24 protein-coding genes are annotated in these 25345 nt (G+C 58.3%); 13 read left to right on the top strand and 11 right to left on the bottom strand.

What is annotated here, in order from left to right; translation table 11 throughout:
• Positions 1-18: 18 nt before the first annotated feature.
• Positions 19-1314 carry an MmgE/PrpD family protein gene (locus tag AC2FI9_RS02375; protein ID WP_496765219.1) on the top strand — a complete coding sequence of 432 codons (1296 nt, stop codon included), beginning with the start codon at positions 19-21 and terminating at the stop codon, positions 1312-1314.
• Here the strand turns inward: AC2FI9_RS02375 and pyrC are convergent.
• Positions 1311-2348 carry a dihydroorotase gene (gene pyrC / locus AC2FI9_RS02370; RefSeq protein WP_496765216.1) on the bottom strand — a complete coding sequence of 346 codons (1038 nt, stop codon included), beginning with the start codon at positions 2346-2348 and terminating at the stop codon, positions 1311-1313. The genes AC2FI9_RS02375 and pyrC overlap by 4 nt on opposite strands.
• A gap of 154 nt (positions 2349-2502) precedes the next feature.
• Between pyrC and AC2FI9_RS02365 the strand changes: the two genes are divergently transcribed.
• Positions 2503-3411, top strand: a complete 909-nt coding sequence (locus AC2FI9_RS02365; protein ID WP_496722580.1) for an AAA family ATPase — start codon at positions 2503-2505, stop codon at positions 3409-3411.
• Positions 3411-4667: a vWA domain-containing protein gene (locus AC2FI9_RS02360; RefSeq protein WP_496704294.1), complete on the top strand. Its 1257-nt coding sequence runs from the start codon at positions 3411-3413 to the stop codon at positions 4665-4667. Before AC2FI9_RS02365 ends, AC2FI9_RS02360 begins: the two co-directional genes overlap by 1 nt.
• A 3-nt stretch (positions 4668-4670) precedes the next feature.
• Here AC2FI9_RS02360 and AC2FI9_RS02355 read toward each other — a convergent pair whose 3' ends face one another.
• Positions 4671-5171, bottom strand: coding sequence for a hypothetical protein (locus AC2FI9_RS02355; protein WP_254452874.1), 501 nt, complete (start codon positions 5169-5171; stop codon positions 4671-4673).
• Between the two features lie 241 nt (positions 5172-5412).
• Here AC2FI9_RS02355 and AC2FI9_RS02350 point away from each other — a divergent pair, with 241 nt between their 5' ends.
• The 5 genes from AC2FI9_RS02350 (at position 5413) to AC2FI9_RS02330 (ending at position 11342) form a co-directional block, all read left to right on the top strand.
• Entirely contained in the window at positions 5413-6381 is a 969-nt protein-coding gene (locus AC2FI9_RS02350; protein ID WP_496765211.1) for an XdhC family protein, read from the top strand.
• Positions 6378-7379, top strand: coding sequence for a molybdopterin-binding protein (locus AC2FI9_RS02345; protein ID WP_496765207.1), 1002 nt, complete (start codon positions 6378-6380; stop codon positions 7377-7379). The genes AC2FI9_RS02350 and AC2FI9_RS02345 overlap by 4 nt, the downstream gene beginning before the upstream one ends.
• A gap of 151 nt (positions 7380-7530) precedes the next feature.
• Entirely contained in the window at positions 7531-8016 is a 486-nt protein-coding gene (locus tag AC2FI9_RS02340; protein ID WP_109311614.1) for a (2Fe-2S)-binding protein, read from the top strand.
• A gap of 79 nt (positions 8017-8095) precedes the next feature.
• Positions 8096-10456, top strand: a complete 2361-nt coding sequence (locus AC2FI9_RS02335) for a xanthine dehydrogenase family protein molybdopterin-binding subunit (RefSeq protein ID WP_496738600.1) — start codon at positions 8096-8098, stop codon at positions 10454-10456.
• A 94-nt stretch (positions 10457-10550) separates the two neighbouring features.
• Positions 10551-11342, top strand: a complete 792-nt coding sequence (locus AC2FI9_RS02330; protein WP_496740001.1) for an FAD binding domain-containing protein — start codon at positions 10551-10553, stop codon at positions 11340-11342.
• A 47-nt stretch (positions 11343-11389) separates the two neighbouring features.
• Here AC2FI9_RS02330 and AC2FI9_RS02325 read toward each other — a convergent pair whose 3' ends face one another.
• Positions 11390-12289, bottom strand: coding sequence for a MurR/RpiR family transcriptional regulator (locus tag AC2FI9_RS02325; RefSeq protein ID WP_496765204.1), 900 nt, complete (start codon positions 12287-12289; stop codon positions 11390-11392).
• An 89-nt stretch (positions 12290-12378) separates the two neighbouring features.
• On the opposite strand from AC2FI9_RS02325, the gene AC2FI9_RS02320 reads away from it, so the two are divergent.
• Both AC2FI9_RS02320 and AC2FI9_RS02315 read left to right on the top strand, forming a co-directional pair.
• Positions 12379-13149 carry a beta-keto acid cleavage family enzyme gene (locus tag AC2FI9_RS02320; protein ID WP_496765202.1) on the top strand — a complete coding sequence of 257 codons (771 nt, stop codon included), beginning with the start codon at positions 12379-12381 and terminating at the stop codon, positions 13147-13149.
• Complete coding sequence (locus AC2FI9_RS02315) at positions 13146-14468, top strand: aspartate aminotransferase family protein (protein WP_496765200.1); 1323 nt, start codon at positions 13146-13148, stop codon at positions 14466-14468. The genes AC2FI9_RS02320 and AC2FI9_RS02315 overlap by 4 nt, the downstream gene beginning before the upstream one ends.
• Positions 14469-14556: 88 nt before the next feature.
• Here AC2FI9_RS02315 and infC read toward each other — a convergent pair whose 3' ends face one another.
• The 7 genes from infC to cobA form a co-directional block, all read right to left on the bottom strand.
• Positions 14557-15138, bottom strand: coding sequence for a translation initiation factor IF-3 (gene infC / locus AC2FI9_RS02310; RefSeq protein ID WP_186437359.1), 582 nt, complete (start codon positions 15136-15138; stop codon positions 14557-14559).
• Positions 15139-15266: 128 nt separating this feature from the next.
• Positions 15267-16100: a ferredoxin--NADP reductase gene (locus AC2FI9_RS02305; RefSeq protein WP_113789088.1), complete on the bottom strand. Its 834-nt coding sequence runs from the start codon at positions 16098-16100 to the stop codon at positions 15267-15269.
• Between the two features lie 107 nt (positions 16101-16207).
• Positions 16208-16615, bottom strand: coding sequence for a DUF934 domain-containing protein (locus AC2FI9_RS02300; protein ID WP_496765197.1), 408 nt, complete (start codon positions 16613-16615; stop codon positions 16208-16210).
• On the bottom strand, positions 16612-17373 hold the full coding sequence (locus tag AC2FI9_RS02295) for a phosphoadenylyl-sulfate reductase (RefSeq protein ID WP_282168401.1): 762 nt from the start codon (positions 17371-17373) through the stop codon (positions 16612-16614). Before AC2FI9_RS02295 ends, AC2FI9_RS02300 begins: the two co-directional genes overlap by 4 nt.
• Positions 17363-19027: a nitrite/sulfite reductase gene (locus tag AC2FI9_RS02290; protein WP_496765195.1), complete on the bottom strand. Its 1665-nt coding sequence runs from the start codon at positions 19025-19027 to the stop codon at positions 17363-17365. The genes AC2FI9_RS02295 and AC2FI9_RS02290 overlap by 11 nt, the downstream gene beginning before the upstream one ends.
• A 68-nt stretch (positions 19028-19095) precedes the next feature.
• Positions 19096-19410 (bottom strand): DUF2849 domain-containing protein, encoded by a 315-nt coding sequence (locus AC2FI9_RS02285; protein ID WP_170557547.1) that lies wholly within the window; start codon positions 19408-19410, stop codon positions 19096-19098.
• A complete protein-coding gene (gene cobA, locus AC2FI9_RS02280; protein ID WP_496765193.1) occupies positions 19410-20186 on the bottom strand; it encodes a uroporphyrinogen-III C-methyltransferase in 777 nt (258 codons plus the stop codon). The genes AC2FI9_RS02285 and cobA overlap by 1 nt, the downstream gene beginning before the upstream one ends.
• A gap of 143 nt (positions 20187-20329) precedes the next feature.
• Between cobA and AC2FI9_RS02275 the strand changes: the two genes are divergently transcribed.
• The gene (locus AC2FI9_RS02275; protein ID WP_058271489.1) at positions 20330-20809 is read left to right on the top strand and encodes an Lrp/AsnC family transcriptional regulator; all 480 of its coding nucleotides are present in this window, start codon (positions 20330-20332) and stop codon (positions 20807-20809) included.
• On the opposite strand, the gene AC2FI9_RS02270 is transcribed toward AC2FI9_RS02275, so the two are convergent.
• Positions 20806-21987, bottom strand: coding sequence for a cytochrome P450 (locus tag AC2FI9_RS02270; protein WP_496765357.1), 1182 nt, complete (start codon positions 21985-21987; stop codon positions 20806-20808). The two genes, AC2FI9_RS02275 and AC2FI9_RS02270, sit on opposite strands and share 4 nt — an antisense overlap.
• A gap of 47 nt (positions 21988-22034) precedes the next feature.
• Between AC2FI9_RS02270 and AC2FI9_RS02265 the strand changes: the two genes are divergently transcribed.
• Together AC2FI9_RS02265 and AC2FI9_RS02260 are read left to right on the top strand one after the other, a co-directional pair.
• The gene (locus tag AC2FI9_RS02265; RefSeq protein WP_496765191.1) at positions 22035-23768 is read left to right on the top strand and encodes a sensor histidine kinase; all 1734 of its coding nucleotides are present in this window, start codon (positions 22035-22037) and stop codon (positions 23766-23768) included.
• The gene (locus AC2FI9_RS02260; RefSeq protein WP_496765189.1) at positions 23765-24994 is read left to right on the top strand and encodes a sigma-54-dependent transcriptional regulator; all 1230 of its coding nucleotides are present in this window, start codon (positions 23765-23767) and stop codon (positions 24992-24994) included. Before AC2FI9_RS02265 ends, AC2FI9_RS02260 begins: the two co-directional genes overlap by 4 nt.
• The last annotated feature ends 351 nt before the right edge of the window (positions 24995-25345 follow it).

The raw sequence follows: 25345 nt of genomic DNA, 5'->3' as shown, positions 1-25345 counted from the left end.
GGTCGCTAGACTGCGCCCATGACCGATTTTACCACATCACTGGCAGCCTTCGCGGCGGGGCCAATCACGACGACTTTGCAGACGCGGGTCGTTACGTCTCTTTCTGTTTTGGACTGGATTGCTGTCGGGCGTGCCGGAGTTGATGAACCTGTTTCGCGGACAGTGCGCGACCTTGTGCTTGGCGAAGGGGGTGCGGAACAAGCGCGCCTTTTTGGTGGAGGTGGGGCACCCCTGCGCGGTGCTGCATTGGTAAACGGAACCGTGTCGCATGCCCTGGATTATGACGACACGCATTTTGCCCATATCGGGCATCCATCCGTTGCCGTCCTTCCGGCGGCGCTGGCCATAAGCGAGTGGGACGACCGTATTCTGGTCGATTTCCTTGAGGCAGCCTTGGTTGGGATGGAGACGTCCATTCGGATCGGCGTCTGGCTGGGGCGCGAACACTATCAGGCGGGCTTTCACCAGACAGCAACGTCTGGCGCATTTGGTGCGGCTGTCGCTGCAGGGCGCATACTGGGGTTCGACGTCGAACAGATGCGCAAAGTTCTGGGCCTGACAGCGACTCGGGCTGCCGGTCTAAAGGCGCAATTCGGAACGATGGGAAAACCCTATAACGCGGGTCTTGCGGCCTCTGCCGGGGTTGAGGCAGCTTTGTTGGTGGCATCGGGATTCGATCCCAATTCAGACGCGTTGGAAGGGTCCTATGGATTTGGCGCGACACATAAAGGACAGTCTCACATTGCAGCCTCATTGGATGGGCTGGGCGCGGAATGGCTTTTTGAAGGCGTCAGTCACAAGTTTCATGCGTGTTGTCACGGATTGCACGCCGCGCTTGAGGCCGCGCGCGACCTGGATATCGCCGAACCGGAGGTGGCCGAGATCAAGATCAAGACGCATCCAAGGTGGATGAGCGTCTGCAACCAGACATCCCCGATAACTGGCCTCGGTGCCAAGTTCTCATATCGGACGGTGATTGCGATGCAGGCGCTTGGCTATGATACGGCCTTGCCTGGCAGCTATTCGGACAAGATATGCGCCGACCCGCGGCTAGTATCCTTGCGGGATCGAGTCTCCGTCGAAGCGGATGAAAGTTTGTCGGAAACGCAGGCGCAGCTGACCTTGATGCGCCGGGATGGGGCAAGGCGCGAGGCCACGCATGACCTGTTGGCCCCAATGACTTTGGCAGATCGTGAGGACCGCGTGCGCGGCAAAGCCAACAAGCTGATTGGGGCAGATGACGCGGACGCGATCTGGTCGATGCTGCGCACCGGAGGCCGCGCCCGCGATTTGTCTGCGTTGCTGGCGGGTTAAGTCACGCGCCAGTGCAACGGGAAACCCGGTTCAAACACTGTGACCGGTCCGTCATCGGACTCGATCTTGTCCGGGTATTCTACTGGTTCGCCCTTGGTCAGAGTGATGGTTTCCTCGTTCACCGGCAGGCGATAGAAAGCGGGGCCATTCAGCGAAACAAAGCCTTCCAGCTTGTCCAAAGCGCCTTCACGGTCAAACATTTCTGCCACAAGTGACATTGTGTTGGTCGCCGTGAAACATCCCGCGCACCCGCAGGCCATTTCCTTGTTGGCGTCGGTGTGGGGTGCGCTGTCAGTACCCAGGAAATACCGCGCATCGCCCGATGTCGCAGCCGCGAGCAGAGCCAGTCGATGTTCTTCGCGCTTGGCGACAGGCAAGCAATAGTAATGCGGCTTGATTCCACCAACGAGGATATGGTTGCGGTTGATAATCAGGTGGTGCGCCGTGATCGTTGCACCCAGATCCTTGTCATTGGATTTGACATAATCGACACCGTTCGCGGTCGTTATGTGCTCCATAACCACGCGCAGTCCGGGAGTGGCCTTGCGGATCGGATCAAGAACACGGTCGATGAACACAGCTTCGCGGTCGAAGATGTCGATCTCGGCGTCGGTGACCTCACCATGTACGCACAAGGGCAGGCCGATCTCGGCCATCTTTTCCAGCACCGGACGCACTTTGTCGAAGTCCTGCACGCCTGAGGCAGAGTTGGTCGTCGCGCCAGCTGGGTACAGTTTGACCGCTTTGACCAAACCGCTGGCATGGGCTGCTGCCATATCATCGGGGTCCGTATCCTCGGTCAGGTACAGCGTCATCAACGGCTCGAACGTCATGCCTTCGGGTAGCGCAGCCAATATGCGGTCGCGATAGGCGGCGGCCTGATCGCCGCGTACGACGGGCGGTACAAGGTTCGGCATAATGATCGCGCGGGCAAAATGACGCGCGGTTTCGGGCAGGACGGCCTGCAACATCGCGCCATCGCGCAGGTGCAGATGCCAGTCGTCGGGGCGGCGGATCGTGAGGGTATCGGTCATGGCCTTCCGCTAGCACAGCGGACCCGGCGGTGAAAGACCTTCAATTCGGTCCCAGACCTTGTCAACTTGTGCGATCGTCGTAAGTCCCGGAAAGAACACAGCCTTGACGCGCGCGAGCGCCCATGACCTGTTGTGCCAAGGGAGAGATCGAAACATGACACAGCCAGATTCCATCGACGCCGTTCAATCCACGCTGGGCGCGCAAGGTTATGTCTGCGGGCGCGCGCTGGCGACGGTGGTGTTTCTGTCCCTGAAACTGGGCCGACCACTGTTTCTGGAAGGTGAGGCCGGGGTGGGCAAGACTGAGATCGCCAAGGCCCTTGCCGCCGGACTGAATCGTCGCCTGATCAGGTTGCAATGCTACGAAGGTCTGGATGCCTCTTCCGCTGTTTACGAATGGAATTTTCCGGCGCAGATGGTGGCGATCCGCACGGCCGAAGCCTCGGGCGGGGCGGATCGGGGCACATTGCAGACCGAGCTATTCTCGGACGAGTACCTGATTGAACGCCCGCTGCTGCAGGCAATGCGCCCGGACGAACATGGTGCGCCGGTCCTGCTGATCGACGAACTTGATCGCACGGACGAACCGTTCGAGGCCTTCTTGCTTGAGGCGCTCAGCGATTTTCAGGTCACGATTCCTGAACTGGGCACGGTCAAAGCACCGGAGCCGCCCATCGTGATCGTCACCTCGAACCGCACACGCGAAGTGCATGATGCACTAAAACGACGCTGCCTCTATCATTGGGTCGACTACCCCGATTTCGACCGAGAGATCGAAATCCTGCACGCGCGCGCGCCGGAAGCTGCCGAAGCGCTTAGTCGTGAGGTCGTGGCCTTTGTTCAGCATCTACGCACCGAAGACTTGTTCAAGAAACCGGGTGTGGCGGAGACGATTGATTGGGCCAAATGCCTGCTTGCGCTGGACGTCATCAACCTTAGCCCCGAAGTCATCGGTGATACCTTGGGTGCGATCTTGAAATATCAGGACGACATCCAGAAATTGCAGGGGTCCGAGGCCAAACGAATACTGGATCAAGCCAAAGCGTCGCTGGAACCAGCCTGATGGCTGAACAGCTTCCGATCGACATTCCTGACAACCCCAAGCTGGCGCAGAACATCACTCATTTTGCGCGGGCGTTGCGTAAAGCCGGGTTGCCGATCGGAACTGGGCGCGTTGTTGACGCCATTCGCGCGGTACAAGCGGCGGGGTTCACGGAAAAACAGGATTTCTATTGGACACTGCACGCCTGTTTTGTGAACCGCCCGGAACACCGCACTGTATTTGCGCAGGTCTTTCGCCTCTATTGGCGTGACCCCCGATATCTTGAACACATGATGTCGATGATGCTGCCGGCCATCCGTGGCGTACAGGAAGAACGCAAGGCTGACGCGGCCGAAAAGCGCGCGGCCGAGGCGTTGTTGGACGGGGTCGAACGTGATCTGCCCGAGGTGGCTGAGCAGGAAGAGGAGACTGAGTTAGAGATCGACGCCTCGCAAACGGCGTCCTCCGAGGAACGCCTGCGCAGTCTGGACTTTGAGCAGATGAGCACCGCCGAGATCGCGCAAGCCAAGCGCATGCTGTCGCGGCTTGCTCTGCCGGTAAAGCCGATAGAATCCAGACGTGGTCAGTCCAGCCATTTGGGCCATCGTATCGATCGGGCGCGAACGCTGCGCGCGGCGATGCGGCAGGGGGGAGAGTTGCGCGACATTGCCAAGCTCAAGCCCAAGCCGCGATGGCCCAACCTTGTTGTACTCTGCGATATTTCGGGGTCAATGAGCCAATACAGTCGGGTCGTTCTGCATTTCCTTCATGCCGTTTCGAATGCCAAAGGGGCGGGCTGGGCCAAGGTTCATGCGTTTACGTTCGGGACGCGCCTGACCAACATCACTCGCCATCTTCAGCAGCGCGACGTAGATGCCGCGCTGGCCGCCGCCGGGGCCGAGGCGCAGGATTGGGAAGGGGGGACGCGGATTGGCGAGTGTCTGCATGCGTTCAACCGCGATTGGTCGCGGCGGGTCATGGGGCAGGGTGCTGTGGTCCTATTGATCTCGGACGGGCTGGATCGCGGAGACCCCGAGGCGTTGGGTAAAGAGGTGGAGCGTCTGCACCTGTCCGCGCGCCGTCTGATCTGGTTGAATCCATTGCTGCGGTGGGATGGGTTCGCGCCCAAAGCGCAAGGCGTCGCAGCAATGCTGCCGCATGTGGACAGCTTCCGTGCTGGTCACTCGATCGCGTCGTTGGAAGATCTGGCCAATGTCATCTCAAAACCCGATGACGTGGGTGAGAAAGCGCGGTTGTTGTCCGCGCTTTCCGACTGAGTATCAGCTCAGCTGTTCTTCGTTACACTTGCGGGCCATTTCCATGGCTTTGTAAGTACCGGTCAGATCAACGGTGAAGGCAAATTCCTTTTCCGGGAACACAACCATAACCTTTTGCTTGGCGAGGTCATCGGCGAATTGGGGATCGTCAGACAGGACGTACCCACCAGAGTAACCCTTGGTGATGTTGCCCTTCATACCGGTTGCTTCACCAACATAGATATTGTCGCCCAGCAGGACCGCGACAGCTTCTTTTTCACCGCGCTTGATGTCGGTCTTGGCCTTGGTGAAGACGCCGACATATCCGACGCTACGGTCTTCGGTCAGACCCATCTGAACGACATTTTCGGCGTCGTCTACAGCTTCGATCAGGCAGGATTTCTTGTCTTCGTCGATAAAGACTTTCCAACCTTCAACTTCGCCGTAACGCAGGAAAGTGTCCGCGGATGCAACGCTTGCGGTGAACAGGCCAAATGCCATTCCGAGTGTAATAATGCGTTTCAACTCTCTGTCTCCGTTGTGAAAAATTAATATGCGCATACTGGAATGCAGCAGCTATGCATGTAGGCTAGAATCTGGTTCAGGTGCAATCAATGATTAGTCGTTGGCGTGCTGATCTGGGCTTGTATACGCCGATTCAGGTCGTTGCGTAAGTGAGTGGGGAACATTCGATATTGGTCTTAAGGCTCACTTTTCATTGCGCCAAACCTGCCTATGTTGGATCAGAACAGGCCGGGAGGGTGCAATGGACAGATTCGACAACAGCCCAGAGACGGCTCTTAAATGGCATGACGAAGGTCATCCAACCGCGCTGGCCACGGTGGTTGAAACCTGGGGCAGCGCGCCGCGCCGTGTCGGGGCTCAGTTGGTGATTGCTGCAGATGGTCGCATCGAAGGCTCGGTGTCCGGTGGCTGTGTCGAAGGGGCGGTCATCGTCGAAGCGCTTGAAGCGATGGACGAGGGTGAGGCACGTCTGTTGGAATTTGGCGTCAGCGACGAAGATGCCTTTGCTGTGGGTCTGGCCTGTGGCGGAACGATCCGTGTTTTAGTGGAACCTATCGGTTCGGTCCTGCCAGAATCCATGTTGCGAGATCTGGTCAAAGCCCGCGCTCAGCGGGAACCGGTGGCCTATGAAGTTAATACCGAAACCGGTCATCGGGCTTTGCGGCGGAAAGCCTATTCAGACCGAATGCGCAAGGACCGATCAGGTTTTGAGGAGGACGGACAGACATTTGTTGCGGTCCACAACCCTCCGCTGCGATTGATAATTGTGGGAGCAGTGCACATTGCGCAGGCGCTGGTTCCGATGGCCCGGATCGCAGGATATGATCCGGCCATCATCGACCCGCGCGATGCCTTTGCCTCTGGTGCCCGTTTCCCGGGCGAAACCATCCTGACTGATTGGCCGGACGAGGCGGTGGCCAAGCTGGGTATGGACACGCGAACCGCTGTTGTCTTGCTGACGCATGACCCCAAATTGGACGACCCGGCTTTGGAATCCGCCTTGAAGGCGGGCGTGTTTTTTATCGGGGCTCTGGGGTCCACGCGTACGCATGCCAAACGAGTTGCTCGCATGAAAGAGGCGGGTTTTTCGGACGAACAGATTGCCCAGATCCACGGACCTATTGGATTGGATATCGGCGCGGCGGATCCGTCCGAGATCGCGGTGGCCATCCTCGCCCAGATGACGGCCGTGCTGCGGGGCAAGGCGTGAAATTCGGTCCCGTTCCTGTCGCTGAGGCCACCGGCGCGATCCTTGCACACTCCGTCCAGGTGCAGGATGCCAAGTTGCGCAAAGGATTGCTGCTGACGTCCGAACATGGCGCTCAGCTGGGTGCAGCTGGATATGATGAGGTCACGGTTGCGCAGCTTGAGCCCGGCGATTGCCACGAAGACGAGGCTGCTGAAATGTTGGCCGCAGCGCTTGCGCCTGATCCAGACGCTGCCGGTTTACGGGTAACGCAGCCGTTTACCGGGCGCGTGAACTTGCTGGCCGACGGGCCAGGTGTTGTCGAATTGGACGTCGCGGCCCTGCAGGAGTTCAACTGCGTCAACCCGATGATCACCGTAGCGACGGTGCCGCAATATCAACAGATGGGCCCGGGCGGGATGGTCGCCACGATCAAGGTGATATCCTATGCCGTTCCAAAGGATGACGTCGTGCAGGCCGCTGGTCTGGCCAGGGCTTCGATTCGTCTGATGGCACCGGTCCATAAAACGGCAGGGCTGATCGTCACGGATATTCCCGGAGGTCCCCCCAACGAAAAGGGTATTGCAGCCATTCGTGGCCGGGTGGAAACCCTTGGCATGGACCTCAGCGATGTACGGATCGTTCCACACAAAGCCGAACCGCTTTCGCAGGCTATTTCAGAGGCTGCCGGTGACATTGTGATGATCCTGACCGGCTCTGCCACATCTGATGTTTTTGATGTTGCACCTCAGGCCGTGCGGGCGGCTGGCGGTCAGGTGGACAGGTTCGGCATGCCAGTCGACCCCGGCAATCTGCTGTTTCTTGGAACACTCGGCCCAAGGCCGGTAATCGGATTGCCCGGGTGCGCCCGTTCGCCTGCATTGAACGGTGCGGATTGGGTCCTGTCGCGGGTTGCTTGCGGGATAGAAACAACCGGCGCGGACATTGCTGGGATGGGGGTTGGCGGGTTGTTGAAAGAAATCCCGACGCGGCCGCAACCACGTGCGTCGCGCAAAAGGTGATGTAGCAATTTAGCTTTTCTTCTTAGGCGGCTGAGATGGAAAAGACGACCCCTACGAACGTCGGATATTGGCGCTAAATATTTTTGTTCTCAAACAAATTTTCCCGTGTTTAACTCGGCGATAGCGATAAAAGCCAATAGGGGAGGATCTTATGACCAAGGTCTCAATGACCGTGAACGGTAAGACCGTGAGCGGTGAGGTGGAAGGTCGGACGCTGTTGTCCGGTTTTTTACGCGAGAATCTCAATCTCACTGGCACTCATGTGGGTTGCGATACAGCGCAATGTGGCGCGTGTGTTGTCCATGTGAACGGCGAGGCGGTGAAGTCCTGCAATATGCTGGCACTTGAGGCAGACGGGGCTGATGTGGGCACGATCGAAGGCCAGGCTAACCAGGATGGCTCGCTGAACGTGATTCAGCAGGCATTTCAGGACCATCACGGCTTGCAATGCGGTTTCTGCACACCGGGAATGGTCATGAGTGCTGCAGCACTGCTGAAGGAAAACCCGCGCCCGACCGAAGCCGAGGTGCGCAAGTATCTGGAAGGCAACCTGTGCCGTTGCACCGGCTACCACAACATTGTCAAGGCGATCATGGCCGCATCTGGTCAGGACGTCAGCAGCATCGCTGCCGAATGATGCCGCTACGGGCGTCCGATGAAGCGCCCGTGGGAAGACATAGGATGCACAGCATCCGTTTATGGGAGGAGAACAAGCAATGCCCAAAGACAGTGGCATCGGAGCCAGTTCCAAGCGGCGCGAAGACGTACGCTTTCTGACCGGAGCGGGCAATTATACCGACGACATCAACGTACATGGCCAGGCCTATGTACATTTCCTACGGTCCGACATCGCGCATGGACGGATCCAAAGTATCGACACCTCTGCAGCTGAAGGCATGCCGGGCGTGGTGAAGGTTTTCACCGGCAAGGATTTCGAAGGCGTGGGCGGGATGCCCTGCGGTTGGGAAGTGACCGACAAGCACGGCGCACCTATGCAGGAACCGCCGCACCCTATTTTGGCACAAGGCAAGGTGCGCCATGTGGGCGACCCGATTGCGGCCGTTGTGGCCGACAGTCTCGAACAGGCCCGTGATGCGGCCGAGGCGATCGATCTGGATATCGAAGAACTGCCGGCTGTCATGAACATGAAAGCTGCTGCTCAGGATGGGTCGACGCTGGTTCACGACGATCTGAAAAACAACATCTGCTATGACTGGCAATTGGGTGAGACGGACGACGCCAAGGTCGATGAGGTCTTTGCCAATGCAGCTCACGTAACGACGCTGGATCTGGTCAACAACCGCTTGGTCGCAAACCCGATGGAACCGCGTGTGGCGGTGGGTGAGTACAAGCGTGGTACGGACGAATACACGCTATTTACCACGTCGCAAAACCCGCATGTGATCCGCCTGCTGATGTGTGCTTTTGTTCTGGGCCTGCCCGAACATAAAGTGCGCGTGGTGGCCCCGGACGTGGGCGGCGGTTTTGGCACCAAGATATTCCACTATGCGGAAGAAGCGTTCTGCACCTTTGCCGCCAAGGCCTGCAATCGCCCGGTCAAGTGGACCTCAAGCAGGTCCGAGGCGTTCATGTCCGATGCCCATGGCCGCGACCATGTCAGCAAGATCGAGTTGGCGCTGGATGCAGACAACAACTTCATCGGCCTGCGCACCAACACCTATGCGAACCTTGGTGCGTATCTGTCGACCTTCTCTAGCTCAGTTCCGACCTGGCTGCACGGCACGCTGATGGCAGGCAACTACAAGACGCCGGTCATTCAGGTGAATGTGAAGGCGATGTTCACCAACACGGTGCCGGTGGACGCCTATCGCGGCGCTGGACGCCCAGAGGCGACCTACCAGCTGGAGCGTGTCGTTGACAAAGCTGCACGCGAGTTGGGTGTTGATCCGATTGCCCTGCGCCGTCAGAACTTTATCACTCAGTTCCCCTATGACACTCCGGTCGCACTGACTTATGACACCGGGGATTACAACGGGACGATGGACAAGCTTGAGGTCGCTGCCGATCTGGCGGGTTTCGCCGCGCGTCGGGCCGAAAGCGAAGCCAATGGCAAGCTGCGTGGTCTGGGCATCAACTGCTATATTGAGGCCTGCGGTATCGCGCCTTCGAACATCGTCGGGATGCTGGGGGCCCGCGCGGGTCTGTATGATGCCGCAACTGTTCGGGTGAACGCCACCGGTTCGATCAGCGTCATGGTGGGCGCACACAGCCACGGGCAGGGGCACGAGACGGCCTTTCCGCAAGTCGTAGCCGACATGATCGGTATCGACGAGTCGATGGTCGAGATCGTTCATGGTGACACCTCCAAGATCCCGTTTGGTATGGGCACATACGGTTCGCGTTCGCTGGCCGTTTGTGGTTCGGCCATGGTCAAGGCGACGGAAAAGGTGATCGAGAAAGCGAAGAAGATCGCGGCCCACCTTTTGGAAGCGTCCGAGGCCGATATCGAGCTTAAGGACGGTCAGTTCAGCGTCGCGGGCACGGACAAATCGGTGGCCTGGGGTGATGTGACCCTGACGGCTTATGTTCCGCACAACTATCCGCTGGAAGTTGAGCCAGGGTTGGAGGAGACCGCGTTTTACGACCCGGCCAACTTTACTTACCCCGCCGGTGCATATGCGTGCGAGGTCGAGGTTGACCCCGAGACCGGTCAGGTGACCATCGAGGCCTTCACTGCCGCTGACGACTTTGGCAACATAGTCAACCCGATGATCGTCGACGGTCAGGTTCATGGCGGTATCGGTCAGGGTATTGGTCAGGCGCTGCTGGAAAACTGTGCCTATGACGAAAACGGTCAGTTGCTGAGCGCGTCTTTCATGGATTATGCGATGCCGCGCGCGGATGACGTACCTTTCTATGGTGTCGATCATTCCAGCCAGACGCCCTGTACGCATAACCCGTTAGGTGTGAAGGGCTGCGGCGAAGCCGGTGCAATTGGCTCGCCGCCGGCGGTGGTCAATGCGGTGTTGGATGCGCTGAACTCGGGCGGCAAGGCGGTCGATCACATCGATATGCCGGTGAGCCCGTCCCGCGTCTGGGCGGCGATGAACAGCTGATTGGTTGGGTGGGCTGGGGGCTCTGCCCCCAGACCCCCGGAATATTTATAGCCAGATGAAGGGCGGATCCGCGCCTTTCGGAAAGGAAAGCGAAATGTACAATTTCGAGTTTGAAAAGCCCTCGACAATTGCGGATGCTGTTTCGGCATTGGGAGGCGAGGATGCACAGGCGTTGGGGGGTGGCCAAACGTTGATCCCAACGCTGAAACAACGATTGGCAGCACCGTCTACACTGGTGTCGCTGGGTGGGATACCCGACATACAGGGCGTTTGCATCGAGGATGACGGGTCTGTGGCCATTGGTGGCGCAACAACCCACGCAACGGTGGCGTCAGAGGCCGCCGGCAGCTATCCGGCACTGGCCGCGCTGGCTGGACAGATCGGCGATCCAGCGGTGCGTAATCGAGGTACAATCGGTGGCTCGCTGGCCAACAATGATCCGGCCGCTTGCTATCCGGCGGGCGCTTTAGGATCAGGTGCGACGATCATCACCAATACGCGCCAAATCGCGGCGGATGATTTCTTCGAGGGCATGTTCAGTACAGCCCTGGAGGAAGGTGAGATCATCACCACGGTCAATTTTCCGGTGCCACAAGCGGCCAGCTACCAGAAATTCCTGCAACCCGCATCGCGATTTGCACTAGTCGGAGTGTATCTGGCGCGTTTCGCGGACGGTGTTCGCGTTGCGGTAACAGGTGCCAGTGAGGATGGTGTGTTCCGCTGGTCCGAGGCCGAGGAAGCACTGAACAAGGAGTTTCGGCAGGATGCCTTGACCGGGCTGAGCATCAATCCCGCGAATATGATTGCCGATTTGCACGGCAGTAAGGCGTATCGCGCGCATCTGGTCAGCGTGATGACCAAGAGGGCCATTGAAGCCTGCATGTAAGCTCAAAACTGTCAAAAAAGCCCCGGACCTTATGGCCGGGGCTTTTTTTATTTCCGTCTTATTCTGGGCGGCTGGGATGGTTGCCAGTATGCGCCTGTGTCTTCTCGGGACTTTTGGTAATTGTCCACGCGATTGCGCGCGACGTCTCCGCCTGCTTGAAATAGGTGACCCAGTAGGCATTCCAGAACCGCCATGGCCCCAGCATAGTTCGAGAAGTGGTGCAGAGATCGCGTGCTGACGGGGAAAACCACGTCCAGCTCGATCCCGGGTGCGATCACTTCGCTGTCGGCAATCAGGATGAGCGGCACATTCATGCGTCGCGCCAATCGCATTGATTGGATGGTGTCGGCGGAATAAGGGTGAACGGTGATTGCAATCAGGCAATCGTTGGGGCTTGCGTCCAACAGATCATCTGCCGCGGACCCCATGTGGCGCGGAACAAGTTGCAGACCGGGGTGTGCCATGCGTCCGGCATAAGAAAAATAGTATGACAGGGCATAGCTGGCGCGCGTGGCGGTGACAAAGCACCTGTCAGAAGACGTCATAATTTCAATGGCGCGCTTGACGCGTTCAGGGTTCATTAACCGCAGGGATCGCATGACGACGTTCTGTGCATTCTGGGCAAATTTTGCCTGGGCAGCGCTGAATGAATCACCGTCTTGCATGTCGGCAAGCCAACTTTGGCTCAGATGATCCTCACCATCTGTGACCAACGCATCGCGGAACGGAGCGCGCAGGCCGTCGAAGCGGTCATATCCAATCCGATCCGCCAGCCGGACCAGAACGTTTGAGCTGACGCCGATCTTTGCTGCGGTTTCTCGAATTGAGTCCAGCCCGAAATCTCCGGGATGGTCGAGGATGTATTTTGCCGCCATCTGCAATCCGGGAGGCAAGTGGTCAATCTGCTGTCGCAGAGCTTCGGTAAGCTGGCTCAAAGACTTGGTCATCCGCGAAAGAAAACAAATGTTATGAAAGATGTAAATTGAAAACGCGCGTAGGGCCTTTAACTGAGTTAAAAGTTCAAAAGGGTGCTCTTATGTCCAAAACACTGCCTCAATCGCATACGCCCTATGTTCTGGTGGCGCCGAACGGTGCCCGGAGGGGGCATGCGGATCACGTTCAGCTTCCGGTTTCGGTGCAGGAGATCGTATCGACTGCACAAAGCTCTTTTCGAGCCGGGGCAGATGGAATCCACCTGCATGTGCGCGATGAACAGGGGCAGCATTCTCTGGATGCCGGGCGTTATCTTGAGACGATGTCCGAGTTGCGTCGTGCCGTGCCTGAAATGGACATCCAGATTACTACCGAGGCGGCGGGTATCTTTGATGTCCCGGCCCAATTGCACTGTTTGCAGCACGTAAAGCCAAAATGGGCTTCGATCTCGGTCCGGGAAATCGCGCGCGCGCCGGACCTCGCGGATAATGTTTACGGTCTGTGTGCCGAGCAGGGAACGCGCGTTCAGCATATTCTCTATGACGATGCAGATGCTGCGTTTCTGGCAGACTGGCAGGCCCGCGGGATCGTCCGCGACGAGCAAACTGATCGGCTATTGGTTCTGGGGCGTTACACCTCGGGGCAGGAATCCGCACCAGAAGACCTTGATCACTTTCCGCAAACCCACTCCAGTTGGATGGTCTGTGCATTCGGAAAGCAGGAACATGCTTGCCTAAAAACGGCTGCGGACCGTGGAGGGGATGTGCGGGTTGGATTTGAAAACAGTTTGACCGACCAGGACGGAAGTGCCTGGGCGAACAACGCAGCGTCGGTTTCGGCGCTGGTCGCGGTTTTGAAAGGACCTCAGCAATGAGCCACGTTTTTCCTCGTCATACCAAATCGAACCTGCCGGTCGCCGTTGGGGGCGACGGGTGTTACCTGATCGACGATCAGGGGCAACGCTATCTGGATTGTGGTGACGCTGCGGTGTCATGCCTTGGGCATTCGAACCCGGCGGTTATCGAAGCCGTGCAGCGGCAGGTCGAACAGATCGCTTTTGCACATACCGGTTTCATGACATCCGAACCTGCCGAGGCGTTGGCTGATCTGTTGGTGGAACACGCGCCTGATGGTCTGGACCGTGTGTATTTCGTCTCAGGCGGGTCCGAGGCGACCGAGGCGGCGATGAAACTCGCGCGGCAGTACTTTCTTGAAATTGGTCAGCCCGAGCGTCGCCGGGTGATCGCGCGGCGGCAGAGCTATCACGGGAACACTTTGGGCGCGTTGTCGGCTGGAGGTAACGAATGGCGACGCGCGCAGTTTGCTCCGATGCTGATCGAGATGACACATATCGCGCCCTGTTTCGAATACGCTGAAAAGCCGGATGCCGAGAGCAGCTTTGACTACGGCCAGCGCGTCGCGAATGAGTTGGAGGCCGAGATCCTACGCTTGGGTCCTGAAACGGTTATGGCGTTCATGGCGGAACCCGTTGTGGGCGCAACGCTGGGCGCGGTTCCTGCCGTTGAGGGGTATTTCCAGCGTATTCGCCAGATCTGTGACCAATATGGCGTTCTGTTGATCCTTGATGAGGTGATGTGTGGCATGGGGCGGACCGGACATTTGTTTGCCTGCGATCGTGATGGAATTGCACCGGACATTCTGTGCATCGCCAAAGGGTTGGGCGCTGGTTACCAACCGATTGGTGCGATGATGTGCACCGGGAAAATCTATGATGCAATCTGCGACGGGTCCGGGTTCTTTCAGCATGGTCACACCTATATCGGTCACCCGGTTGCGACGGCAGCGGCCCTGGCTGTAGTCACCGAACTTACTACGCGCGCTTTGCCCGCGCGCGCCGGCGTCATGGGCGAAAAGCTGCAAGCGGCGTTGCAGGCCGAATTCGGACAGCATCCAAATGTCGGCGATATCCGCGGCAGGGGGCTGTTTCGAGGGCTGGAGCTGGTGGCTGATCGCGAAACAAAAACACCGTTTGATCCGGCTCATGGCGTTGCAGGCAAAATCAAGAAAGCCGCCTTGGCCGAGGGGCTGATCTGCTATCCCATGTCCGGTACACGGGATGGGCGAGTTGGGGATCATGTCCTGCTGGCCCCGCCATTCATCATTGAAGACGCGCAGATAGACGAGCTTGTGGGCAAACTTGGTCGGGCGATCTCGACTTCGATCCCCGGCTGAAGCGCCGCGTGGCCTGTTCCTAATAACCAACAAAAAAACCCTGTCAGAGCGGATCTGACAGGGTTTCGAATTCGATATGCACAGGGGCTTATTTCTGTGGCAGCGGTCCAATCAGCATGATCATCTGGCGGCCTTCCATCTTCGGCATGTTTTCGACCTTGCCGATGTCTTTTGTGTCGGCCGCAACACGTTCCAAAAGTTCACGACCCAGATTTTGGTGCGCCATTTCACGGCCGCGGAAACGCAGGGTCACTTTGACCTTGTCCCCGTTTTCAAGAAACTTGAACACGTTCCGCATTTTCACGTCGTAATCATGAGTGTCAGTGTTGGGTCGGAATTTGACCTCTTTGATCTCTATGATCTTCTGTTTTTTGCGGGCTTCGGCTTCGCGTTTCTGCGTCTCGTATTTGAACTTACCAAAGTCCATGATCTTGCAGACCGGCGGGTTTGCGTTGGGCGAAATTTCGACCAGATCAAGACCGGCATCAACTGCCATCTGCATGGCTTTGGCGGGATGAACCACCCCGACATTTTCACCTTCAGCGCCAATCAGACGAATTTCGGGGGCACGGATCTTATCATTGACGCGGGGGCCGGTGTCTCTTTGCGGCGGCGCGTTGTGAGGTCTGCGGGCTATGGGTTCATTCCTTTGATGATTGCAGAATTTCAAGGCCGGAATTTAGACTGGCCTGCACGCCGATTCAAGCGGCATAAGTGCAGGCGAGGCCGAAAAAACCGGGTTTTGTCATAGGTTTTTCGCCAGTCCGGGGCCAAATGCCCCGGAACCGGTGCATCGAGTTAACCAACAAAGGCTTTTTCGATGACAAACTCCTTGGGTTCGGAATTGGCACCTTCGCGCAGGTCGAACTCTTCCAGAATCTTTTTGATGTCCAGGTTGAAGGCCAACGACCCACAGACCATAGCCCGGTCGGTTTCCGGCTTGATGCCGCCTTCGATGCCCAGATCAGCAAAAACTGTGCCGTCTTTCAGCAACTCGGTGATGCGACCCATCTTGGGGCTCTCTTCCCGTGTCGTGGTCGGGTAGTAGCGAATCTTGTCGGCAAAGCCTTCGCCCATCAGTTCGGCCAGCATTTCGTCCTGACGAATGCTTTCGATCAACTGACGGCCATATTCCAATTCACCCACTTCGCGGCAGGTATGGGTGATGATGACTTCGTCGTAATCCTCATAGGTCTGCGGCTCGCGCAGCAACGAGGCGAAGGGCGCAAAACCTGTTCCGGTGGCAAAGAACCACAGGCGTTTTCCAGGCAGCAGGGCGTCGTGGACCAGCGTGCCAACGGGCTTGGGCCGCAGGATGATCTGATCACCCGGTTTGATGTGCTGCAGTTTCGATGTCAGCGGACCGTCCTGCACCTTGATCGAGTAGAACTCCAGCTCTTCATCCCACGAAGGCGAGGCGATGGAATACGCGCGCAGCAAAGGCTTGCCGTTGTCGCCCAGCAGGCCGATCATCACGAACTCGCCCGAGCGGAAGCGCAGCGAGGCGGGACGCGAGACCTTGAAAGAAAACAGGCTGTCGGTCCAATGTTTGACATCTGTTACGGTCTGGGCGTCCGGAAGGACGGGTGCCTTGACGGCGGTTGCTTCGGTCACGGGTTTCATCTCTGTCATCGTTTCACTATCGGCTGGGTAAACCGACATCTCCGTTTAATCTTTGATTCAAGTCAGGAAAAGGGGCTAAATGCCCCTTTGAAGTCACAAGCTGGCGATTGGCGGGGTTAGCCGCGCAGGCGGGCCTGATAGCTATGATCTTTCCAATTGGTGCGGGCTAGCCATTGATCTTCGGGCTGGCGATTGGCCAGTGCGTCGTCGATTTCGACCTCATCGAACCCGCTGCGGCGCGCCATGGCGTATTGGTCGGCCAGAACGTGGCCCCTGGCCCGCAGGCGACCTGTGAAACCCTTCAGGCGCAGCACGCGCGCGATGGTAAAGCCGCGGCCATCCGCCGAAGAGGGGAAGTCCACGCGGACCATGCGGGCGCTGCCCAGGCGGTCAACCAGTTCATCAGGATCAGCGTCCGAGGCCACGTCCAGCGCAACGACATCATTGGCCGCGTCTTCCAGCGTGACAAAGCCATCTGTCCAGTCGTCGGGGGCGAACCCCTCATCCGTTACGATTACATTCATGTTTTCTCTCCAGCGCGCACCATCTTGCCGTCGACAAAATGGATGCCGCATTCTTCTTTGTTCTGATCGCGCCAGCGTCCGGCGCGGGGGTCTTCGCCTTCTTTGACCGGCGAGGTGCAGGGCGCACAACCGATCGAGGGGTAACCTTTGGCCACCAGCGGATGCCGGGGCAGGTTGTTTTCATCCATATAGGCGCGCACGTCTTCGGGCGCCCAATGGGCCAGCGGGTTTACCTTGATCCGACCGGTGCCGTCTTCGACCTCAAAGAAGTCAAGCGCGGCGCGTGTGCCAGACTGAAACCGCTTCCGACCCGAGATCCAGCCGTCATAGCCCGCCAAAGCACGCTGCAGCGGGAAGGTTTTGCGCAGGTTGCAGCAGGCATCCGTGTCGCTCAGGCGCAAGGCGCCGTATGGGTCTTCGCGCTGAACATCCTCATCATCTGCGCGGATGATGTGGACGTTCTTCAGGCCAAGCCGATCTGAAACGTCCTGCTGATATTCCAGCGTTTCGGTGAACAGCATCTGCGTGTCCACAAACAGGACCGGCGTGGCTTTGTCGACCACGGCCGCCATGTGCAACAACACCACCGACTCCGCCCCAAAGCTGGAGACCAAAGCAAGCTCTTCGATGGCCTCCAACGCGCCATGCATGACGTCATGGGCACTGTGGTGGCGGAACTGGGTGTTCAGCGCTTCGACCTTTTCGGTCAGCTCTGCGCGGTCAACTCCCAGTTCCGTCTGGATCAGGTCAAGCGGCATTCGCTCGCGCCTCGGGGTAGAGGGCTGCCTTGAACGGTGCCATGCCTACACGGCGATAGGTTTCAAGGAATGTCTCTTCGGCGCCGTCGCGCTGTTCCAGATAGGTTTCGACGATACGTTCGACGGCAGGCACGATCTCATCATAGGCAAAGCCCGGTCCGGTGCGGTCGCCAACGGCTGCAGTCTCGGTAGAGTCACCACCCAGAGTGATCTGGTAGTTCTCGACGCCAGCGCGATCCAGACCCAAGATGCCGATGTGACCCACGTGGTGGTGACCACATGCGTTGATGCAGCCCGAGATCTTGATCTTCAGGTGACCGATATCATGCTCCAGCTTCAGATCATCGAAACGGGTCGCGATTTCCTGTGCAACCGGGATCGAACGTGCCGTTGCCAGCGCGCAGTAATCCATGCCAGGGCAGGCGATGATGTCGCTGATCAGGCCGATATTGGCGGTGGCCAACTCATGCTCTTTCAGACGAGCGTGGATCGCAGGCAAGTCCGACTTATGGACATGCGGCAGGATCACGTTCTGCTCATGACTAATACGCAGCTCGTCATAGGCGAACTCTTCGGCCAGATCGGCCATCACGCGCATCTGCTCAGCAGTCGCATCACCAGGTGTCTGGCCGTGCTTTTTGATCGAGATCGTGACGATTGCATGGTCCGCGTTCTTGTGCGGCGCGATGTTGGTATCGACCCAAGAGCGGAAGACTGGATCGTTGGTGTAGGCACTTTCGAACGACGCAACCGAGGCTTCACGGAAAGTTGGCGGGGCAAAGTGGCCCTTGATCTCTTCCAGCAGGTTCATGTCCGCGCCTTTGAACTGCGGGCGGACCTGCAGGAAACGCTCGTTGACCTTGGCGCGGATGGCGTCAATGCCATGCTCATGCACGGTGATCTTGATGCGGGCTTTGTACTTGTTGTCACGGCGCCCGATCTGGTTCCAGACCGAAACGGTGGCTTCAAGATAGGCCAGCAGGTCGTCAAAAGCGACGAACTCGGACAGTTCTTTACCGATCATCGGCGTACGGCCCAGGCCACCACCCACGATGACACGTGCACCAAGAACACCGTCACGCTCAACCAGTTGCAGGCCGATGTCATGCGCCTTGATCACGGCGCGGTCGTTTTCCGATCCGGTGATGGCGATCTTAAACTTACGCGGCATGAACTGGAATTCCGGGTGGTCGGTCGACCACTGGCGCAACAGTTCGGCATAGGGGCGCGGGTCTGCGACCTCATCCGCCGCGGCACCAGCGAAATGGTCGGCGGTCACGTTGCGGATTGTATTGCCCGAGGTCTGAATGGCGTGCATGCCAACCTCAGCCAGCGCGTCCAGCATGTCTGGCACGTCGTTCAGTTTCGGCCAGTTGTACTGGATGTTCTGACGGGTGGTGAAATGGCCGTAGCCCTTGTCCCACTTCTCGGCCAGCAGGGCCAGTTGACGCATCTGCGCGCTGGAGAGCGTGCCGTATGGAATCGCGACGCGCAGCATATAGGCGTGCAGTTGCAGATACAGGCCGTTCATCAGGCGCAGGGGTTTGAATTCATCCTCGGTGAGCGAGCCGTCAATGCGGCGCTCGACCTGCGCGCGGAACTGCGCGTTACGTTCTGCCAAAAATGCTGTGTCGAACTCGGAGTAGCGATACATGATTAGCTGTCCTTAGTTGCAGCCCCGAACCTTGGGGCCTTGAGTAGGGGAGAGAGACGGGCCAGAGGTCAGGCCCGGGGCTGCGGGGAAGTTTCCTGTTTGCCGTGGGCATAGTTGGACGGACCAGTGCGGCGGAAGTCTTCCCGGAAATGTGTGGGCTCGGGGCCGTTGTCGCCGGCGACGGCATCGGCAAGATAAGCACCAACGATTTTGCTGGCCTGACGCGTGGCATCCAGCAGGCGCACCTGAGCGTGCGCTTCATCGGTGATCAGTTCGGCCTCGGACAGCTCCCGAGACCAGCGATCGTCTTCGGTCAAATAGATAACGTCACCTTCCAACAGGTCGTTGGCGGTCACCACTTTGGGGGTAAAAGCGCGGGCCATCAGGCGTGCTCCTTCTTGAATTCGGTCAGGGCCACGGCCGCTTGGCGCGGGGCGAGGCCATAAAATGTCAGGGTAGGGCCGTCCATTTCGGCGGCGTTCAAATCGGTGGGCAACTGGTCCAGCGTTGTTTCCAGAATGCGCTGGTCGGGGCGCGTAGCGTTTTCGACCAATGTCACCGGTGTCTGGCGATCTGCGCCGTGCATGATCAGGCGGCCTTGAATAAAGCGGGCGGACTTTTTACCCATGTAAATCGCTGCAACCGAACCCGTGCGCGCTAACGCGGTCCAGTCGTGATCCGCAAACCCTTTCATGTCATGGCCGGTCAAAAAACGAACCGAAGAATTGCGGCCACGCCGTGTCAGGCTTTGACCGATTCCGGCAACCGCTGCCGACGCAGCCGTGATGCCCGGAACGATCCGCCACGATATGCCAGCAGCCTCAACCGCTTCGATCTCTTCATCCAGACGTCCAAACACGGTCGGGTCGCCGGACTTCAGGCGCACGACGCGCCGACCTTTCAGGGCGTGATCGACCAGCAGGGCGTCAATGTCTTCCTGTTTCCAAGACGGGCCGAAACCGGCCTTGCCGACATCGACCAGTTGGGCGGTCTTGCCGGCCAGCGCCAGAACCTCAGCGCTGATCAGACGGTCATGAAGCACAACGTCCGCGCGCTCGAAGGCTTTCAGCGCCTTGAGCGTCAGCAATTCCGGATCGCCCGGACCCGCGCCGACAAAGTCGACATGTCCTGTGCCATCATATGATTGCGTAAGCTGCATTTCGTGTCCCGAGTGTGGTTTGACTTGTCTTGCAATATAGGAAATATTCCCGCCAATACGCCATATAGGCGAACAAATAAGGACAAATGTTCCGCGCCAACGGCAAAGCGGGACATTGGTTTCGAAACGAAGGGAAATTTGGAATGTCGGTGCGGATTGATGATACGGATCGGAAAATTCTGGTCGAGCTGCAGCGGGACGCCAGTCAATCGCTGGACGAAATAGCCGCTCGTGTTGGCAGTTCCAAGACCCCGGTCTGGAATCGGATACGCAAACTGAAAGGGGCCGGAGTGATCGGTCAACAGACCGTTTTGCTGGACGCCGAAGCGCTGGGATTTGAAGCTACGTTTTTTGTTCTGATCCGAACGTCGGAACATGAGGCTGACTGGCAGCATAAATTCCTGAAAGCTCTGCGGGACAGGCCCGAAGTGCAAGAGGCGCATCGGCTGGCCGGCGACATCGACTATATCCTGAAGGTGCGGGTCAAGAACGCGCGTGCCTATGACGAATTCTATCAGGCGCTGATTTCAGAAGTGCGCGTTCACAACGTGACTGCCTTGCTGTCGATGGAAGAAATCAAGTCCACCACCATGTTGCCTTTGAAAGCGCTGATCGAAAGCTAGGTCTGCACCATCAGTTTGGTCAGCCCGTGAAAATGGTAGGTATTCGAGTACTCGGGCTCGGCGCTCAGGCGCAGGTTCGGATATCTGTCGAACAGCGTGGACAGTGCGATGCGCATTTCCATCCGTGCCAGAGGGGCGCCAACGCAAAAGTGCAGGCCGCCACCGAAACTGGTGTTCGTGACGATGGCGCGGGTGGGATCGAACCTGTCCGGGTCGCTCCAGACCGCAGAATCCCGGTTCGCAGCGCCCAGTAGTAGCGCGACCTCATCACCACGTTTGAAACTGTACCCAAATGCGTCGATGTCTTCATAGGCATAGCGAGTGAACATGTGCAGCGGCGGGTCATAGCGTAAAATCTCTTCTACCGTGCGGTCGATGCTGTCCGGCGCAAAGTATTGCGGTCCGATGCCATTTTGCAAAACGGTCTTTACGCCGTTTCCAAGTGAATGCACCGTCGCTTCGTGCCCGGCATTCAAAAGCAGAATGCAGGTGGCGACCAGCTCTTCGCGTGACAGCTTTTCGCCATCCTCTTCGGCCGCGATCAACCGTGTGATCAGATCGTCCTGCGGATCGCTGCGGCGCTGCTCGATGTAGTCGATCAGAAAGTCGGAGAATTCCTGGGATGAGGCTGCGGCAGCGGTCTCAGTCTCGGGCGTACGGCTGGCTTGATACATTGCCACCATATCATGTGACCAGCGTAATAGGCTGGGTGACATATCCTCGGGCACGCCCAAGAGGCGGCAGATCGTGATGACCGGAACTTGGGTGCAAAAGGTAGAGAGCAAATCGAACGGCTGGTCGGGAAATGCGTCAATCAAAGAATGGGTTAGGTCGTGGATCGAAGGTTCCAGTGCCGCAATAGCACGGGACGTGAATGCCCGCATCACCAATGCACGCAGGCGTGTGTGTCTTGGCGGTTCGGCTTCCAGCAACGAATGCGCCTCGACCGCCAGCCAAGGGGCAAGATGCGCCGGACCTGGGGTTTGCATTTCTACGGGTACTTCCCGACCGAAGCGGCGGTCTTTCAAAAGCGCCGAGACCGCCCGGTGTGATACAGCCGCAACTTTCCCATAGTCCTCCCAATAGACCAGATTACCGCACGCGCGGGCCTGATCATAGAACGGGTAGGGGTTCTGCACGAATTCCGGATCGACCGGAGATTGAAATACCGTCTTCATGCGGCGCAGACTTGCCATGCGGCGCGCCGAATGCAAGACCCTATATCATGCAACGCGTTTGGGTCATTCTGGGATTTTTGTTTGCTGTCGGCCTGTTGACCGCAGGGGTCTGGTCCTATGGCTACCGTCAAGCGCTGTCGCAGCTCAGTGAAAAAGCCGAGGCTGACCTTGAACTGGCTGCCGACCGGCTCAGCACTCAGATGCAGGTCTATCAGGAACTGGCCGTGCTGATGGCCACGCATCCGGCCCTGCGCGCCCTAGAGACACCGGTGCAACAACGGGCAGCGCGCGCGATATTGCTGGACGTCGCCGACAAAACCTCGGCCGTCAACATGATGTATCTTGACCGAAGCGGGCAGGTGCTGGCCTCGGCGCAGCCGGTTGTGTGGCCAAACATGCCGGACCACCCCGCGTTTCGGCGCGCATTGCAGGGCGCAATGGGCAGCGCGCATGGGGTTGTGGAAAGCAGCGGAGATCGCACCTATTCCTACGCCGCCCCGGCCTTTGGTGATGCTGGTCAGGTCGAGGGTGTATTGATCGTCGTGGCCGATGTCCAAGATGTGGAACAGACTTGGCGCGGCAGTACCGAGGCGGTGTTCTTCACCGACGGGGACGGTGTCGTGTTTATCTCCAACCGATCGGATTTGTTGTTTTGGCACCGGGATGAGGGTCAATTGGGCCTGACACCGCCAGACGGCGGGGTGGTCGATTTTGCCTCGGTTCTGGTCGGTCCGCACGAGGTCTGGGAACTGAATTGGGGGCGGTATCTGCCTAGTCGCGCTTTACACCTGATGCTGGACTTGCCGGTGATCGACATGACGGCTGAAGTTCTGGTCGATGTGGCCCCCGCGCAGCGTTTGGCGGGGTTGCAGGCGGCGACCGTTGCCGCAATCTGTTTGGCCTTCGGCGCGCTGTTGTATCTGGCGACCGAACGCAGACGCACTTTGGCCGAGGCCAACACGATCCTGGAAATCCGGGTCGCGCAACGGACGCATGCGTTGACAGCTGCAAATACCGCTCTGCGCCATGAAGTGCGTGAACGTGAAGACGCAGAAGCGGCTCTGAAACACGCTCAGGAAGAGCTGATCCAGGCAGGTAAACTCAGCGCGTTGGGTCAGATGTCGGCGGGTATCAGTCACGAACTGAACCAACCGCTGATGGCGATCCAGCAATTCGCAGATAATGGCGCGGCTTTTCTATCCCGGGGCCGGGATGAGAAAGCGTCGGAGAACCTGACGCGTATCTCCGCTATGGCAGCGCGCATGGCACGTATCATCAAGAACCTGCGCGCCTTTTCGCGCAACGAAAGTGAACCGATGGGCAAGGTTAACCTGGTTCAGGTGATCGATACGGCGGTCGAGTTGACCGAGGCGCGGTTGCGGACCGAGGATGTCCGTATGGATTGGGCCCCGCCCAATAACCCGGTTTACGCATGGGGCGGCGAGGTGCGGTTGGTTCAAGTGTTCGTCAACCTGATTAACAATGCCGCTGACGCGATGAGTGAGCAAGACGACCGCCTCATCCGCATTGCGATCGACCGCGGCGACAAGCTGGCCGTGACTGTCCGCGATATCGGCCCGGGCATCGAAAACTCGGAAAAACTGTTCGAACCGTTCTATACGACAAAGGCTGTCGGAACCTCGGAGGGGATGGGGCTTGGGCTTTCGATTTCGTATGGTCTGGTGCAAAGCTTTGGGGGTAACATCCGGGGTGCAAATCTGGACACCGGGGCGCTGTTTACCGTCGAGCTTGAACCTTTCACGGAGCACGAGGTCGCATGACGCGGAAAATTCTACTGGTTGATGACGACGCTGCCGTCCGCGAAGCTTTGGCGCAAACACTTGAGTTGGCAGATTATGATCCGGTTACTGCGGGATCCTTTGTGGCAGCAAAAGACCATATACGCGCCGACTTTCTGGGCGTGATCGTTTCGGACATCCGTATGCCGGGCCGGGATGGTTTTCATCTGCTGAACTACGCGCGTGAGGTTGATCCAGACTTGCCCGTTGTCCTGTTGACCGGTGAGGGCGACATCCCGATGGCGGTGCAGGCCATGGGACAGGGAGCTTTTGATTTTCTGGAAAAGCCATGTGCGGCGACGGACCTGCTGCCCGTGTTGGAACGAGCCTTTGACGCGCGCGCGCACGTGATCGAACAGCGTGCCCTCAAATCAGAGCTTGAGCGCGGCGATCCGGCAGCGCGGCTTTTGTTCGGCCTGTCCGCGCAGGCCGAAGCACTGCGTGAACGGGTCCGATCCGTCGCCCCCACCGGGGCAGAAGTTCTGGTAACCGGGCCACCGGGCAGCGGGATATCGAAAGTGGCCGAAGTCGTTCATCTGATGTCGCCGGTCGGGCAGGGGCCGTTCGTCAAGCGCCCGGCCTCAGGGCTGACGCCCGAGGGGTTGGTACGCGTGTGCGAAGATGCGGCCGGTGGGTCGTTGTTCTTGGATGAGGTTTCGGCCATGCCAGACGCCACGCAATACGCCGCGCTTGAAATGATAGAGCAGGGCACCGGTTCACGGATTGTCGCGGGAACAACCGCAGATCTGGCGGTGCTGTCAGAGCAGGGCCAATTCAATGCCGACCTGTTTTATCGCCTGGATGTCATGCGTGTGCGGATCCCGTCGCTGGCGGAACGACCCGAAGATATTCCCGTGATCTTTCGCCATTATGTCGCGCAATCGGCGGAACAGGCGGGCATTGCCGAACCCGAGATTACCTCGGAGCAACTTGCGTCGTTGATGGCCAGCGATTGGCCGGGCAATGCCAGATCGCTGATGTCGGCGGCGATGCGGTTCGTGTTGGGGATGCCGGAAGAGGTGGCACGTGCCGCTGATCTGGGGCTGAACGAGCAAATGGCGCGCGTAGAGCGGTCGTTGTTGATTGCGGCGCTGGGTCGGCACAATGGCAAAGCCTCGGATGCGGCAAGTGCGTTGAAACTGCCACGCAAGACTTTTTACGACAAACTGGCGCGCTATCAGATTCGCCCAGAAGACTATCGGCGCTAACGGGGGCACCCGCCGCCTTTGACCGCATTATCATGCATTTAAAGGCGTTGGGCCGGGCAGCCTGCATTCGCAGGCTGCGGGTAGTCACCACAGAATCAGGGGGTGAGTCGTTCGATCTGATTCGAAGTGCGTGCGGAAATCCGCACAGCCGGGGAAATAAATGTGCGGATTTTCGCACAACGGGTAGTGTCACTGCCTTTTGATGGCGTGGAAGTACCTTCTAAAACTATGAAGTAAAACAAAAATATTTGAACTTTCTGAATTTCGAACAAAAAGTTGAGCGGTGCCCCTTGATTCGCTTCACTGCGCCACATGAGACGCCGATCTGGCGTTGACTGAAGGTTTCATGGA

The sequence above is a fragment of the Ruegeria sp. CDSA246 genome (assembly GCF_059611225.1).
Note: the sequence above shows the minus strand (reverse complement) of the source record. Positions and strands in the feature narration are given on the sequence as shown.